Origin of the sequence: Paraburkholderia dipogonis, assembly GCF_042680985.1 — a bacterium.
In the GTDB taxonomy this organism is placed as follows: Bacteria; Pseudomonadota; Gammaproteobacteria; order Burkholderiales; family Burkholderiaceae; genus Paraburkholderia; species Paraburkholderia phytofirmans.
This window is the reverse complement of record NZ_JBHUFR010000008.1, coordinates 462,966-478,377: the sequence shown is the minus strand read 5'-3', so window position 1 is coordinate 478,377 and position 15,412 is coordinate 462,966. Positions and strand designations below refer to the sequence as shown.

The following is a 15,412-nucleotide window of genomic DNA, read 5'->3' as shown; positions in this document are numbered from 1 at the left end:
CGGGCGTACCGTTATTCGCATATTGCGAACTTCGCAAATTGCGAATAAAATGCTTTTGTCGTACCGCAGTAAGCAATAAATAGCCGTTCGGACTATGCCGTCCGCTCGGCTATCGGTGTCGATCCGTCCCGTTTAGCCTAGCAAGTAGAGCGCGCACGTTCAGCGCGCGGACACTTGCGAGGAAATCCGATGCGGGTCATTGCAAAGAAAGCGTGGCTGGACTTCATAAAGAGACATCCGGGGGCGCGCAGTGCGCTATTGACTTGGTATTCACTGGCGCAGGCATGCCTCGCGTATGGCTATAACGACCTGAAGCAGACGTTCGCCGGTGTGGACTACGTGCCGCCTCAATACACGGTTTTCGACGTGGGTGGCAACCGGTTCCGGATCGTTGCGGCGATTCACTACAACAGGCAGTCGATATTCGTTCGTCATGTCATGACGCATGCGGAATACGACCTTTGGACGAGGAAGAATCTAAACTCATGAATGCCGATCACCTTCCGGGAGCTTTTCCCGACATCGCTCAAACCTGGGCCGCGCTGCAAGCGCAGTTGCCGATCACGCCCATTCGCAACGAGCAGGATTACCAGACCATGGTGCGGCTCGCCAACTCGCTCTCTGATCATCTGAACGGCAACGAAGAGGATCCGCTCTCGGATCTGTTCGCGATCGTCACCGACCTGATCGAAATCTGGGAAGCGCATAACGTGACGATTCCAAAAGCGGAACCCCGCGAGGTCTTGCGGCATCTGCTGGAAACGCACGGACTCAAGCAGAAGGACCTGATAGGTATCGCGTCACCCACGGTGGTGAGCGATATTCTCGCGGGCCGCCGCGCCATCAGCAAGAAGGTGGCGAAGGCGCTGGCCGTCCGTTTTCATACCGACGTCAGCGCGTTTCTGTAAAAGCCGCGCAGCGCCGGCTCAGTTTGCGCGCCGTACGCGGTGCTGACCGGCAAGCTTTCCCGTTGCATACCTCGTCCTTTCGACACCGGGCCGGCGGCATGTTTCAGGCCGTCGGTTTCGGTGCTTGCCGCATTGGTTTCGCTTTTTATTTTCCGCGAGAAATCAGCTTCCGTCCGCGCCGTTGCAGTTCGGGACGGATTGGCGCGCTCAGAATGCGTTGCGGCCGACAAAGCCTTTGAAGATCGTAATGAACACGATCTTTATGTCGAACCAGAACGACCAGTTGTGAATGTAGAAGAGGTCGAACTTGACGCGCGCCTCCATCTTTTCCACCTTGGTGGTGGCGCCGCGATAGCCGTTGACCTGCGCCCAGCCGGTGATGCCAGGCTTGATCCGGTAGCGGTGCATATAGCCGTACACCTGATCCTTGTATAGATCGTCGTGTTCGACCGCATGCGGACGCGGGCCGACCACGGACATCTGCCCGAGCAGCACGTTGAGAAACTGCGGCAGTTCGTCGAGACTGGTGCGGCGCATGAAGCCGCCGAGCTTCGTGACGCGCGCGTCGTTGCGCGAGGCCTGCGTGAGTTGCCCCTGCGCTTCCTGATGCACGGTCATCGAACGGAACTTGTAGATCGCGAACGGCTGGCCGTCCACGCCCTTGCGCGTCTGACGAAAGAACACCGGCCCAGGCGAGCCGAGCTTGATGCCGATCGCCAGCACCGCGAAGATCGGCGCGAGCGCGAGCAGCGCGGCCGCTGCGAACAGGCGGTCGAAGATCAGCTTGGGCCACATCTGCGGCGACGAGAAGGGCGTCGCGCTGAGATTCAGCGTCGGTAAACCGACGACATCGACCAGCGCGTGATTGAAAAGCGAGAGGCTGCGTACATCGGGAATGAAGCGCAGATTCACGAAGTCATGCCGGAACATGCGCGTGAAGCGGTAGATCGTATGTTCTTCTGACAGCGGCAACGCGAGCCACACTTCGTTCACGTGATCTTCACGCACCTTGGCGGCAAAGGCGTTCAGATCGGTCAGGACCGGCAGGCGGTTCAGACGCGCGCCGTACGTCTCGGTTGCTTCGAAACTGGTGTGACAGCTCGTATCGAGCACGCAGACCGGTTTAAAGCCGGCTTGCGGCGCATGTTCGAGGTGGGCGAGCAGTGTGCGCGCAAAACCCGGTGCGCCGACAATCGCGACAGTGCGGGAATTCATCCCGCGACGCCGCACCATGCGCAGCACCGCATGCACGAGGCACTTAGTAACGATGATCAGCGCGCCGGAAATCACCGTCGAGTAACCGAACCACAAGCGCGACACCGCATCCATGCGATGTAGCGTAAAAGCCAATACAAGCGCGGTGAACACCACCACCAGCCACGCGGCCGCCACTCTCGCCAGCATGGCGGGCAGCGGTTTGCCGCGCCAGGGTTCATACACCCCGAAGCCGGGGAACAGCAACAGCAGGAGGACGCAGTTAAGGGCAGTCAGCAGGCGTTCGGTGTCCGACAGCGCAATCGGCGTCGAGAACCGCATCCAGTGAGCGAGCAGCCCTCCCGCAATCACGAAGAGTACGTCGAGGAATCGCGCAGTATTCCTGAACATATTTGACTCTCTTCGTTAGTCAGACGAACCAGTACTTTATTCGACGGTTTCAGCCTGACGCAGACGCGGCAGAAGGCGGTCGAATTCGCGCTTGACGAGTCCGTAGCATTCGCAGGCGCGTGCTTCGAGTCCTTTACGGTCGAGCACCTTGATATGGCCGCGGCTGTGATGGATCAGGCCTTCGTCGTGCAACTTGCCGGCCGCTTCTGTGATGCCTTCGCGGCGCACGCCGAGCATGTCGGCGATCAGTTGCTGGGTCACGGTCAGATCGTTCGATGCCACGCGGTCCACTTCGATCAGCAGCCACCGGCACAGTTGCTTGTTGAGCGCGTGATGGCGATTGCATGCAGCGGTTTGCGCGACTTGCGTGAGCAGGGCGTGCATGTACAGCAGCATCAGGCGGCGCAGGAAGTCGGAGCGGGCGAATTGCTGCTTGAGTGCCTGTGCGCTCATGCGGTAAGCGAAGCCGGCGCATTGCACCTGCACGCGGTTCGGCATGGTTTCGCCGCCCGTGAGCACCGGCACGCCGGTCATGCCTTCGCGGCCGACCGCGGCGATTTCGACCGAGCTGCCGTCTTCCATTGTCGAGAGCATCGAGATGATCGCGGTGGTGGGGAAGTAGACGTGATGAATGCGCTGACCGGAGTCGCACAGCAATTGCTCGGTGCGCAGATGAACCAGTTCGAGATGGGGAGCCAGTGCCTGCCATTCATGGGACGGCAATGCGCCGAGCAAATGGTTACCGTGCAAATCGGATTGAAGTGTCAGCATGATCGGTCCTCGCGTGAAAGTCGCGCTCTGCGTGACTTTCTGTTTTTGATCCGATGCCCGCATCCCTTTTGAACGGCGTGCTGCCTGGCTAGCAGCGAAGGATGAACAGGACCGGCCCCGTATTGGCCTTTGTTGCGCCGCCGCCGTTGTTGTGGATCTCTGCGGTGACGCGGTGTTGCGCTCTTCTATTAGCGAGGAGCGTGCCAACGGGAGGGAAAACGAGGACTGGTGCGGGGTAACGCACCAAGGCTTAGCGCCGCGCGAAGGCAAACGTGACTTTTTGTTTCAAATCTGCACAACGCCCTCGATGCCGGCGAGCGCTTCGCGGGCACTTCCTGTTTCCTGAAAGTCCTTGATGCAGTTGGGTTTGCGGGTACTGGAAGGGATTCGAACGCACCTGTCTCACCGCTGAATCAGCGCCTCGACGCACGTTCTCATGCGGCGTCCGGGATGTGCCGGAATTGATTCAGATGTGTTCAACACGCTTGGTTCGCTGGCGCACCGATGACGATTTAGGCGCGCTAAAAGTCTGAGAAAAACCAACAGTGATTCCGCAGACCAGACAGGTGAAGACGCGCAGCGTCAGGTTTTGCGCGCCTTGCGAAGGGTTGGTTAGATCAGGGAGACCATCAGCCGTAGAAGATGGCGGATAACGCATTGACCGCGCGAACTTCGCCCGAGGGCGCCGGGTATGTTGCATCAGCTTGAAACACACCATTCGATGCCTGTACAACGAATCTTTCCTGCGACGCGAGCGCAATGAGCGGCACGATGCATGGCCGGTTCGGCGGCAGATGAAACCAGTCGCGCGCGGCCCTGTAGTGTGTGTCAACGATATGAACGAAACGCACAAAACGCTTCGCTTCGATCACGAGTTGCCAGCCGTCGCCGTTGCGCTCCACGGTGACCGTCAAGGCCAGATCGTGGCGCTCGCTCACACGCCGCTCCGGCAGATGAAACGCTTCCGCCACCACCTCGCCACTCGCCAGGTCGCGCAGCGTGGCAATTGTCACATCGTGCGCGCGTGGGCCGAAGCGATACGCGTGGGTGAAGTCGAAGAACTGGCCGAGACACGCGGCCGCGCTGAGACGCTGCACACTGTGCGGCGCCAGCTCTACTTCGCAACTGGCGGAGGCGACCTTGACGCTGCCGTCACGCAGGCAAACGAGTTCCAGTTGCGCGCGCAGCGGCTGCGCACGTTCGTTCAGCAGATGAATATCGAGCCCGTTGAGGCCCTCGTCGGTGATGACGGCCTGAATGGGTTGGAGCGCTTGCGCGAGGCTGTGCAGGGCGCTTTTAGGCCGTCCTGTGGCGTCGATCAAGCCCCAGCCCGCGCCGGGACGCAAATCCTGCAGCTGCCAGACCAGCGCGCCGCCGCAACTGGAACCGGCACGACGCCATTCTGCAAATACATCGCTCATCAATTCGGCCACCACCGCGCGCGACAGGTCCAGATAGCGCTGCGGGTCTTCGTAGCGCAAGCGTGCCGGCTCGACACCGTATAAGGTCTGCAGATAATGATCGCGCACGTCGTCGAAATCCCAGCCGGCGCCGGGGTCGCGCGGCACCGCGGCTTTCCAGCGCGGATCGTGCAGATGAATCGTGCCGAGCGCGTCGTGCAGCGTGGCGTCGTCGGGTACGTTGGCGAAGGCGAGGCATTCGGCGGCGAAGCGCACCTGCGAGCGGCGCACGTCGTCGAGCGGACGTTGATAGGCGCCCACTCCGTAGTAGTGAGTGACGCCCTCATTAGTTGAAAACGGCCACACGCCCCCCGATGGCGAGTTGCCGACATACGGCACGTCAGGCCGTTCACGCGCGACGATGGCGGGCAGCCGTTCAGTAAAGAGTGGTTGCGCGCGCATCGAAGGCGGCAGGCCGAACATGGCCGCCTGCTGGTCGACCTCGCTGCCGCCGCACAACACCGCGAGCGAAGCGAAGCGCCGTGTGCGCGTTAAAAATTGCGTGGCTTCGCGCTCGACCGACGCGCTGAATGCGGCATCGTTCGGATAGTCGAAATTCGCCAACGCGAAGTCTTGCCAGACGAGCATGCCGTATTCGTCGGCGAGCGCATAAAACGCGTCGGACTCGTAGACCATCGTGCCGCCCACGCGCAGCATGTTCATGCCCGCATCGCGAGCCAGCGTGAACGCGTGGCGCAGTTGCGCCTCGCTGCCGGCGAGCGTGACGAGGTCCGCGCTGGTCCAGCATGCGCCCCGGCAGAACACCGGCACGCCATTCAGGCGCAGCGCGAAGCCCATGCCGTCCGCACCGTGGTCTACTTCGATTGTGCGGAAACCGACTGAACCCAATGCGTGAGATGTCGCGTGCCCGTCATCGAGCTGCAACGTCAATGGATATAAAGTGGGCTCGCCGTGCGTATGCGGCCACCAGCGCTTCGCATCCAACACGCGTACGCTGCCGGTCAGTGTATATGCATCGCTCCATTGCAAAGACGAAACAGCGTCGCCGCATTTAAGCGAAGCGCGGCAGGCCGCGTCATCGTGCGGATGAACGAAACGTAGCGTGAGCGTAACAAGACCGGAAGCAAGGCCGTCGTCTTTGAGCTCGATGTGGCTCGAGACGTCGACGGTATCGAAAGCGTGCGGCGCGTCGCTCAGCAATTCGACCGGACGCCATGGGCCGACCGCCTGCACCGAAGGACACCAGCCGGGCATATGGCCGAGCAGGGTGGTGCGCACGTTGCGCAAGGTGGGCGGCGAGACGAGCCGCGGACGCCACCGCGCGCGCGAACGTTTCGCCGTCAACGCCGTGGTGAGAGAGCGGAAGCACAGCGCGAGCGTCGCGCTGCCGTTCAGTTCGATGTCCAGATCGTGCGCGACGAACATCGAATCGGAATCGAGGCGCTTCAAGCCGTCGAGCCAGACTTCGGCGATGGTAGCGAGGCCATGCAGACGCAAGCGGCGACGGCCGGTGCCTTCGAGCGCGAGGCAATACCAGTGGTCGTCGAAGGCAAGCGGTGGCGGGTGCGCGATGTCCAGCAGACCCGCGGCGCGGCGCGCGCTCGCAACGGTGCCGGGCACTTGCGCGGCGAGCCAGCCGTGCGTGGGTAAATCGGCGGGCGACGCGCACGCGCCAGCGGGCGTGCTGACACACTGCCAGCCGGTGTCGAGACGCCGCGGCCAGAGCGTTTGCGTGACGCGCGCCGACGATGCGCCATTGGCATCGGTTTGCGCGGCCTCGTCGGGCGTGGGCGCGAGCATGCCGCTCGCGCCCCCTTCATCAGGCACAAGGTCTATCGTCAGTCCATCCACGGCACATCCCCGAGAAGTCCGCGAAGCCGCGCAAGGCGTGTTACAGCACCAGCGCGGCGAGCGGCGGCAGCGTCTTTTCGTAAGCGCTTTCGAGTACGTCGAAGCAGTCTTCGCACAGATCGCGGCGCCCGCGGGTAATCGCCCGCACGAGCCGGAACTGCATCACCATCGACTCCGACGCGATGCTCTGCGCCGCTGCCGGAATCGACGCCGGCACCTCGAAGCCTTGCGCGGAGAGCCACGTCAGATACTTCGAGAGAAACTCGAAGTTCGCGCCGAGCTGCCGCATCAGGTTGAACGAGTACGGGTGGAAGAACTTTTCGCCACGTTCGAGCAACGTCTCGAGATGCGCGGGAAATGCGGCACGCCACTGCGTAATCGGATTGCCGAGCGGCCGGCGGCTCAGGTGCGCACACAGCAGTTCCGCCGACGCCTCCGCGAGCGCGGTGCCTTCGAGCGCGGGCCGCGTCTGCTTGGCGAACTCCACGTACGGAAAGAGCAGATCGGCCTGCTGCTGGAACTGGGGCAGCTTGCGGAACACGCCGTCGTAGTCTTCACCGTCGAGCAGGTGATAGCCGGTGTTGTGGAAGTAGCCGAGACGGCGCGCGTCCGGATCGATGAAGTCGATGCCCACGGTGGTCTTCGGATGCTCGCGCCGGTACGACGTGGCGCGCGTATTCGGCAGGTAATAGCCGTCCACTTCCACCAGCACGGTATGACCGCGCAAGGTCTGCGCGAGCACGCGTGCTTCGAGCGAATCGTAGATGGCCAGTTCCTGCACTTGAGTGCCGTAGAGCCGTTCGAGATCTTCGAGCGGAAACTTGAAGAACGTGAACTGATCGCCTTCGAAATCCTGCGTGACGGTAAAGCTGAGCGCCGCGCGCGGGTCGAGCCCGAAACCGTGCAGCAGTTCGATCCATAGATCGACGTAGCAGTTGGTCTCTTGCCATACGCGCTCGCCCTGATGCAGCGCATGCGGTGCATGCTCGCGCAAGCGCGCCGCGGGCGCCGCGGGCGCTGCGGGCGCGGCAACGGCGCCGCCGGCAATGGGCGCAATGGGCAGATCGACGTGGTGGCCCAGCGGAAAAGCGCCATTCGCGCCGTTCGCGCCATTCGGCACGGGTGTCAGAGACGGATTCATACGCGCTCTCCGGAATCGTGCTCCGTTTCGGTAGACACCGTTTGCATGGTTTCCATGCCATGCGCCACACGCGCCTGGGTATCGCCCCACAGCAGCGCGCGCACGTCGTCCGGCCACGCGTTCACGTCGAGTCCATGATGACGGAATAGCGCGAGTGTGATCCGTTCCATGCCGAAACCGACACAACCCGTATGCGCGATCGCGCCGTCTTCGCACTCGATCTTCCAGATCGCGCCGAAGTGCTCCATGTGATAGTTGAACGACAGGCAAGCCGTCTTGCCGCGCGGATCGGCCACCGGAATCAGCAGCTCGAACTTGAGCGCCTGGGCACGCTGGCTATCGGCGACGATCTTGCCGCCGCGGCCGAAGAACGGGTCGTTGGCAAGATCCACTTCGACCGGCAATTGCAGCAGATCGATGAGCAGCGAGCCGCGCTCGATCCACATCTGCCGGAACGCCATCACCTGTTCGGCGTTGCCCAGGCGCACGTATTCGCGCTGGCGGAACATCTGCATGCGGCCCGGATCCAGCGACGGTTCGTGACGGAAGCAATACGACAGCACATCGATCGTGCGGCCGCCGGCCGGCAACGGACCGCGCCGCGCCATCACCGGATAGATCGGATAGCAGGCGGCCGGCGTGAGCACGACGCGAGTCGGCTTCTGCTGCGCCATCCAGTCGTCGCTGCGATCGTCGTCGCGTTCGGTCATGGCGTCGTCGAGCGCGCGCAACAGGCGCTGGTGGCCCATGTCGTTGCCGCAGAACGAGTGAATCGTGCCGGCCAGATTCGGGAAGCTCTTCAGATACTCGCTGTCTTCGAAGTCGGTGCGGCGCATGGCGGGCGGAAAGCGCAGCAGTTCCGGCTGCTGGTCCGCGCCGAGATGCGTGATCGCCACGTTCAGGCGGTCCACCACGTCTTCGAAAATCTGACTGCGGCCATACAGGCCGTTTTCGCCGGTGTCGATCAACAGGCCCGCGGCCAGCAGTTCATCGCGAAAGCTCGGCGCCTCGGCTGTCTGAGCAGCGGCGGCAAGGGCGGCGGTATCGGTCATCGTATTCATATCAGGCTCTCCCCGGGGCGGCAGGTCGTTGCGCGAGCAACAGGCTCGCGGTGTTCTGCGCAATGCGGTCGTTATTGATCATCAGCGGCGCGGAATGCAGGTCGCGCAAATGGCGCCCGACGCTGTACGGCGTGCCGTTCTTGTAGCCCGCCATGCCGCAGATCATCAGCACTTCGTGCACGACCTGCAGCGCGGTGGTGGAGATACTCGTCTTCAGCGTGTTCATGTCGGAGGCGAAGCCGAGCATGGCCGCGAGCGGTGCATCGGCTTGCGAGCCGCCGTGACGCGCGTGGTGAGCGGTGCGTGCCGCCTCCAGCGCGACCGCGAGGCGCGCCTGCATCATTTGCAGCAGACCGACTGCTTCAGCGAGGCGCAAACCGGCCGGCGGGACCACGCCTGGCTTCGCACGCGCCTGTGCGCGGAAGAACGCTTTCGCACGATTCACGGCGTCCGTGGCCACGCCGGTCCACACCGAGGCCCACAGCGTGTGCGAGACCGGCAGCATGGTCTGATCGGCGATCTCGGCGAAGGGCGTCGGCAGGATCTGTTCGGCCAGACCCGTGGCGACGAGCCGGAAGCCCTCGCTGCAGGTGCCGCGCATGCCCATCGAATCCCAGCCGCCGCGCTTTTCCAGTTGCGTATCGGAGCGCAATGCGACGATCAGCACCTGGTCGGCCGCCGCCGATTCGGCGGTGCGGCGAGCGGTGACGAGAATGCCATCGGCGTGCGCGCCATACGAAATCGTCGGTGCGAGCTTTTCGATGCGAAAGCGCGCACCGTCGAACTCGACCGAGCAGGCGCTGGTGCGCATATTGCCGCCGATGGTTTCCTCGGACGTGGCCGATGCCAGCAGCCATTGCTGCTTGACCAGTTGCACGAGCAACTGCCGATGCCACACCGCGTCGCTGCCATGCGCCTCGATACACGCCACCTGGATCTGGTGCATCGCATACACCATCGCGGTGGAGGCGCAGCCTTGCGCGAGCGTTTCGCAGATCGCGCCGACGTCCGCGAGCGAGAGGCCCGCGCCGCCGAACTCGGCCGGCACCATCACCGAGAGCAGGCACTCGCGCTTGAGCGCCTCGAATGCTTCGCTCGGGAAACGCGCCTCGCGATCCACCGAATCCGCGAACTGCGCGGCCACCGCCGCACAGCGTTGCGCGGCCGCGCGCCAGCCCGGTTCGGTCTCGACCGCGGTTAAGCCGAGCGACGTGTCGGCACCTTCCGCCGCACCGTGCGCGTGCCTCGAGGCGGGCTCTGCCGCCGCATCCAGCAGCGGGGCGTTCATGCTGCCGCCTTCGCCTGTTGCAGCTCGGTGACTGCGGCGGCCATCGAATCGATGCTGGAGAACAGGCGCCGCGTCAGCAGACGGTCAGGAATCTCAATGCCGAATTCGTCTTCGATTGCGAGCATCAGATGCACGGTCGCGAGTGAGGAGAGGCCTGCGGCGTAGAGGTCGGCGTCGTCGGCCAGCGTTTCCGCCGGGACGTCCAGGCGGGCCGATTCGGAAAGGATGCGGCGCAAGGCGTTTTTCATGATGTGGTCCCCTAGTTGTTCAACGTTCTCGGATGGTGCGGACTTCGATCGAACCCACGTGATCGTTTTTTTGTCCATTGCCACGACGCATACCGGCGTGGTCCATATGTGGGGCGCGGCGCGTTCACGGTGACCGCGTGCGTTTCAGGCGGCGTGCCGTGATGCCATGCCCCGACGTCCGTATTTAAGATTTGTCAAAGCCCAGCGTCAGTGCGATGGCGCACGGAAGCACGCGTTTCGCGGACGTACCGTGTAGCCATCAGAACGGGCCAGCCTATGCAGCCAGGCCGTCAAAGCCGGCGCGCCGTGTCGGCGTCGTTGAACTTATTGACCGCTGGGGAAGGCGATGAACTGGAAAACGCTGGAATTCGATCAGCTTTCGGCACGCGAGCTGTATTTGATCTTGCGGGCGCGTAGCGCAGTGTTCGTGGTCGAACAGTCGCATGTTTGTCTCGACGCCGATGGCCGTGATGAAAACGCGGTGCACGTGTTCGCCGTGGAGGACATGTCGCGGCCGATGCCGATTCTTGCCTACGCGCGTCTGCAACCCGGCGACGCCGAAGATCCGGAGATCACCATCGACAAGGTGCTGACAAGCCCGCTGCGGCGCGGCGACGGGACCGCCGAACTGTTGATCGAACGCGTGCTGCAGGCGATTGTCGAGCGTTGGCCGGGCCATGCCGTGCGTGTCAGCGCGCCGCTCGGTCTGCGCGGCTTTTACGAGCAATTCGGTTTTCGCAAGACGGAAGGGCCGTATTTGGAACACGGCGTGCCCTTCATCGGCCTGACGCGCCAGGTGCGCGGCAGTCAGCCGCTTTTCGGCGGACGTCGCCGTGAGCGTGACAGTGCGGTGCTCGTCAATACGTTCGAAATGCTGTGATCGCGTTGATGCGCGTCACGCCGGCCAGCGCACGGACTGTCTTTCCCAAGCCAATGCCGCGTGCTCGACGTTCGCGCGGTGCGAGCCGTATGGCAACCGGCTGCATTGCCATGGTCACTGTTTCCAATGACGCGTGCGACGCGCATTCTCCTTTGCATCGGACTCCGAGACAATGTGGCGGGACGTACATATCGACCATGCAACCTTTGTTGTAATGGCTTGAAAATCGGGAACCTTGCGAGGAGCTTGGCGTGCGGCCAGTAGCGTTCGATGAACGGTTCGGCTGGCGCCATCCGGCGAGCGGGCCGGGCGGCGGCCGGCGGCCCACGTTCGCGGCTACGGCCACGCAACGCTTTGTAAAGCGCTCGCGCAGGTTTCGTCTATTCGGGGAAGCGTAATGCATGCGCAAGGATTGTCCAGCGCACATACGCTAAGGGGAGCGCGTAGTGAACAATCAATCCGAGTTGGACCGCATCAACCGAGTTGCATGGAATTCGTCGGACGCCAAACGCGTGATGACGTTCGGGAAGAACTTCTCCGATCCCGGGGAACAGGCTGCCTTCGATTGGCTCGCACCGCGTTGCGCGGGTCAGCCCTTACTCGATATCGGGATTGGCGCCGGCCGCACGATTCCATTGATGACGTCCATCTCCGACGACTACATCGGCGTCGACTACACACAGAAACTGCTCGATCTCGCGAAGGCGCGCCATCCCGAGCGCGACCTTCGGCATATGGACGCGCGTGACATGTCCGAGCTGCGTTCGGATCATTACGGGCTTGCCGAATTTAGCTGGAACGGCATCGACTGCGTCGACTACGACGATCGCGTGAGGATTCTCGAAGAGATGTACCGGGTGGTGCGGCCCGGCGGGTATGTGCTGTTTTCGTCGCACAACCGCGGCGGCCCCGGCTATCGCGAGAACATCTGGCAACTGCTGCCGCAATTCTCGTTCAATCCGCTCAGACTCGGCTGGCGCACGCTGCGCTCCGCACGGGGCTTTCAGCTTGGCACGCTGAACTATCTGCGCAACGTGAAGCTGAATCACGACTACGGCGGCTACTCGGTCAAGACCGCGGCGGCTCACAACTTCGGCATTGTGATCGTCTACACGACGCTGCGCGAGCAGCGCCGGCAACTGGCGCAAGTCGGCTTGCAAATCGACGCCGTGTTCGGCAGTTCCTGCGGCGAGCGCATTCCCGACGACGTGGAAGAGAGCGACGCGTGGTGGTTTCACTTCATCGCGCACAAGCCGCTCGCCGCCTGTCGCTTCGATTGACAATGGCCTTCGGACGCAGGCACGCGGTATATGTAGCACGGTGGTACGCACGGCAACATAGAACAATGAACCGGACCAGTTAGACCGGATAGGGGACCCGCACATGAATCGCATCGTAGAACCAGGCAATCCGCTTGCGTCGACCGGGGACGTCAGCGAAACGGCCACACGTTTATCCGTGCAGCCGGTGATTCTCGCAGATGGCTCGGGCACACGATCGGGGCCGTTGTCGCGCGAACGCGATCCGAAACACCCGGTCGACCGCGTGGGCGACGCGTCGCTGCTTGAAACCACGCTGAGAACCACGCTGAGCCGGCTCGACGCGTCGTTCGTCGCGGCGCAGCACGCTGCGCCGGCATCCAGTCCGCGATCCTTCGCGGCGCCCTTGATGGTCTGCTGCGAGGACCTGCATCGGCAAACGCGCGAACCGCTGGAGCGGCTCGCCCGCTCGGGCCGGCCGGTGCGCATGGTGCTCGAACCGATGCCGCGCGATACCGCGCCCGCGTTGACCATCGCTGCGCTCGCCGCGCGCGCGGCCGCCGCGGATGGCGACGACCCGCTCATCGTCGCGTTGCCGGCGGATCTTCTGATTACCGATCACGTTGTGTTTGGCGTGGCGCTCGCCGAGGCGCTCGAGCACGCGACGCACGGCGCGATCGTCGCGCTCGGCGTGCCGCCCAGGCGCGCGGAAACCGGCTATGGCTATATCCGCACGGGGGCGGCGCTTGGCAAACGGGGCGCGCGCGCCATCGAACGGTTCGTCGAGAAGCCCGATCCGGAACTGGCCGAACGCTATGCCGCCTGCGGCAATTACTGGTGGAACAGCGGCATGTTCGTGGTGCGCGCGTCGGTGTGGCTCGCGGCCATCGCGCTCTGCCAGCCGGCGATCGCCGAGGCCTGCGCGGCCGCGTTCGAGCGTGCCACGGTCGACGGCGACGGCACGCTGCATGTGGCGCGCGATCAGTTGGCCTTGTGCCCGTCCCGTTCGATCGACTACGCGGTGATGGAGCGCGTCGGCAGCGACGCGCGCGTGGCAGGCGTCGCCGTGCCGTTCGTCGCGGGGCGCGCGCAAGCGTGCGCCTGGGATTCGGTGATGCGCGCCGCGCGCGGCGAGGAATGCTTCATGCTCGCGGAGGAAAACCCGTCGACGTATGTTCCGCCCGGCGCCACGCACCGGCTGGAATATCCGGGCAGGACGCCGCGAGAAATGATCGAGGTCCAATCAGGCGGCCATCTGGGCGAAGACGACATCGTGCGTTTCGAGGACCCGTTCGGTCGCAATCTGGAGAGCGCTCATGCACGCAAAGGTACTTCACGCTGAGACGCCGTACGTCTCGCAGGCGAGTTTCGACGAGCGGCGCTTTCGTCACGCGTTGGGACGTTTCGCGACCGGGGTGGTGGTGATCTCGACCGGCAGCGGCGACGACCTGCATGCGATGACCGCCAACGCCTTCATGTCGGGTTCACTCAAGCCGCCGCTGATCGTCGTCTCGGTCGGGCACCGGGCGCGCATGCACGAGCGTCTGATGGACAGCGCGCTATTCGGTGTGAGCGTGCTGTCGGAGGCGCAGGAGCCGCATAGCCGCCACTTTGCGGGCGAGCCGCAGAGCCGGCTCGCGCCGCGCTTCGCGCCGGTCGAGGGGCTCGCGGACGTGGTGCTGCTCGAACACGCGGCGGCGCGGTTCGCCGCGCGCGTCGTGGACCGGCATCCGTGCGGCGACCACACGCTGTTCGTCGGCGAGGTGCTGGTGTTCTCGCTCGATGAACACGCGCCGCTGATCTTTTTCGGCGGACGTTATGGATCGGTGGCGGCGCCGGATTCCATTCAGCGATCGACTGCGGCGTGCGCGCAGGACTCGCCGCCCATTGCCGCGAGCGCCTCCTGATGCGAACGCCGTCCGTCGTTTCCCGCCAGGTCCTATCCGCCGACGCGGGGTGGATCAGACAAATCGTCTCGCAACGTGCGTCTTCGCACTATGCAAATTCTGCAACGCAGGCACGCTTGAGGCGCAAGCTTATGGCCCGTCAAAATATGCGGCGTTACAAGGAAGAAACAATTCTTCAGAGGGATAACCCTGTCAGGAAGTTTCCCAACTGGCGCAACGGTTTTGAAGCTAGCAACGTATCGTAGAAGAACTAAGCGACATCAATAAAACGAGACATAAGGGCCGCACGACCAACAGGCTACGCGGGGGCAAACACCGCTTCGGGGAGAGTGTCATGGAACAGGCAAACAAAGATCGATCGCTCGTGAGCAAAGTCATGGATGGGCTGGTCACGGGCATCGTCGAAGAGAAATACGGCGCCATACTGCCACCGCAGGATGTGCTGTCGAAGGAGTTCGACGTCAGCCGCACCGTCATGCGCGAGGCGCTGTCGATGCTGCTCGCGCGCGACATGCTGGACGTGCGGCCGAAAATCGGCACGCGCATCCGGTCGATGAGCGATTGGCGCATGATCGACGAAGACGTCGTGAACTGGCGTTTTCGCGCGAAACCCGATCCGCTGTTTCTGCGCGACGTGATCGAGTTTCGCATCCTGATCGAACCGCGCGCCTCGGCGCAGGCGGCCGCGCGCGGCAGCGCGGCGGATATTACTGCGATCCGCGAGGCCTTCGAGGCGTTCCGCACGATCCGGCCAGATGAGCCGGGCTATCAGGAAGCGGACGAAATTTTTCACACCCGCATCGTGGTGGCGAGCGGCAACCAGTTCTTCAAGCAGATGGCGGCGATCATTCGCGGCGCGCTATCGACCGTCAATCCGATCGTCACCAAAAGGGACGGGGAAGGACTGTGGGAAACGGCGGTGAAATCCCATCAGCGCGTGGTCGAAGCGATCGAACGGCACGATCCGAAGGAAGCGGAACTTGCCTCGCTTGCAATGATCGACTACACCGCGGAAGAAGTCAGCGGCCAGTTTTCAGCGGAACCGCCGGCACGCAGTTGAGCGTCGCCGCCG

At 63.3% G+C, this 15,412-nt stretch carries 14 protein-coding genes; 7 read left to right on the top strand and 7 right to left on the bottom strand.

All coding sequences use genetic code 11. From position 1 onward, the window contains the following. Window positions 1-189 precede the first annotated feature (189 nt). Together ACFSNN_RS12235 and ACFSNN_RS12230 are read left to right on the top strand one after the other, a co-directional pair. Window positions 190-489 (top strand): type II toxin-antitoxin system HigB family toxin, encoded by a 300-nt coding sequence (locus ACFSNN_RS12235; protein ID WP_134456302.1) that lies wholly within the window; start codon window positions 190-192, stop codon window positions 487-489. Next, complete coding sequence (locus ACFSNN_RS12230; protein WP_134456301.1) at window positions 486-908, top strand: helix-turn-helix domain-containing protein; 423 nt, start codon at window positions 486-488, stop codon at window positions 906-908. The genes ACFSNN_RS12235 and ACFSNN_RS12230 overlap by 4 nt, the downstream gene beginning before the upstream one ends. Window positions 909-1,115: 207 nt before the next feature. Here the strand turns inward: ACFSNN_RS12230 and ACFSNN_RS12225 are convergent, their stop codons facing one another. The 7 genes from ACFSNN_RS12225 to ACFSNN_RS12195 form a co-directional block, all read right to left on the bottom strand. Then, the gene (locus tag ACFSNN_RS12225; protein ID WP_134456300.1) at window positions 1,116-2,513 is read right to left on the bottom strand and encodes an undecaprenyl-phosphate glucose phosphotransferase; all 1,398 of its coding nucleotides are present in this window, start codon (window positions 2,511-2,513) and stop codon (window positions 1,116-1,118) included. Between the two features lie 36 nt (window positions 2,514-2,549). Beyond that, window positions 2,550-3,284 (bottom strand): Crp/Fnr family transcriptional regulator, encoded by a 735-nt coding sequence (locus tag ACFSNN_RS12220; RefSeq protein WP_006048767.1) that lies wholly within the window; start codon window positions 3,282-3,284, stop codon window positions 2,550-2,552. A gap of 629 nt (window positions 3,285-3,913) precedes the next feature. Next, entirely contained in the window at window positions 3,914-6,556 is a 2,643-nt protein-coding gene (locus ACFSNN_RS12215; protein WP_134456299.1) for a glycosyl hydrolase 2 galactose-binding domain-containing protein, read from the bottom strand. 40 nt (window positions 6,557-6,596) lie between these two features. Then, window positions 6,597-7,697, bottom strand: a complete 1,101-nt coding sequence (locus ACFSNN_RS12210; protein ID WP_134456298.1) for a DUF1839 family protein — start codon at window positions 7,695-7,697, stop codon at window positions 6,597-6,599. Next, entirely contained in the window at window positions 7,694-8,758 is a 1,065-nt protein-coding gene (locus ACFSNN_RS12205) for an amino acid--[acyl-carrier-protein] ligase (protein WP_134456297.1), read from the bottom strand. Before ACFSNN_RS12205 ends, ACFSNN_RS12210 begins: the two co-directional genes overlap by 4 nt. 1 nt (window position 8,759) lies before the next feature. Further along, a complete protein-coding gene (locus ACFSNN_RS12200; protein WP_134456296.1) occupies window positions 8,760-10,046 on the bottom strand; it encodes an acyl-CoA dehydrogenase family protein in 1,287 nt (428 codons plus the stop codon). Then, the gene (locus ACFSNN_RS12195; RefSeq protein ID WP_012432736.1) at window positions 10,043-10,294 is read right to left on the bottom strand and encodes an acyl carrier protein; all 252 of its coding nucleotides are present in this window, start codon (window positions 10,292-10,294) and stop codon (window positions 10,043-10,045) included. Before ACFSNN_RS12195 ends, ACFSNN_RS12200 begins: the two co-directional genes overlap by 4 nt. 346 nt (window positions 10,295-10,640) lie before the next feature. Between ACFSNN_RS12195 and ACFSNN_RS12190 the strand changes: the two genes are divergently transcribed. The 5 genes from ACFSNN_RS12190 to ACFSNN_RS12170 all read left to right on the top strand — a co-directional run bounded on the left by ACFSNN_RS12190 (window position 10,641) and on the right by ACFSNN_RS12170 (window position 15,400). Next, entirely contained in the window at window positions 10,641-11,174 is a 534-nt protein-coding gene (locus tag ACFSNN_RS12190; RefSeq protein ID WP_012432737.1) for a GNAT family N-acetyltransferase, read from the top strand. Window positions 11,175-11,620: 446 nt separating this feature from the next. Beyond that, window positions 11,621-12,454: a class I SAM-dependent methyltransferase gene (locus tag ACFSNN_RS12185; protein ID WP_134456295.1), complete on the top strand. Its 834-nt coding sequence runs from the start codon at window positions 11,621-11,623 to the stop codon at window positions 12,452-12,454. Between the two features lie 103 nt (window positions 12,455-12,557). Further along, window positions 12,558-13,775: a sugar phosphate nucleotidyltransferase gene (locus ACFSNN_RS12180; protein WP_134456294.1), complete on the top strand. Its 1,218-nt coding sequence runs from the start codon at window positions 12,558-12,560 to the stop codon at window positions 13,773-13,775. Further along, window positions 13,750-14,340 carry a flavin reductase family protein gene (locus tag ACFSNN_RS12175; protein ID WP_134456293.1) on the top strand — a complete coding sequence of 197 codons (591 nt, stop codon included), beginning with the start codon at window positions 13,750-13,752 and terminating at the stop codon, window positions 14,338-14,340. The genes ACFSNN_RS12180 and ACFSNN_RS12175 overlap by 26 nt, the downstream gene beginning before the upstream one ends. A gap of 334 nt (window positions 14,341-14,674) precedes the next feature. After that, window positions 14,675-15,400, top strand: coding sequence for a FadR/GntR family transcriptional regulator (locus ACFSNN_RS12170; RefSeq protein ID WP_134456292.1), 726 nt, complete (start codon window positions 14,675-14,677; stop codon window positions 15,398-15,400). Window positions 15,401-15,412 lie beyond the last annotated feature (12 nt).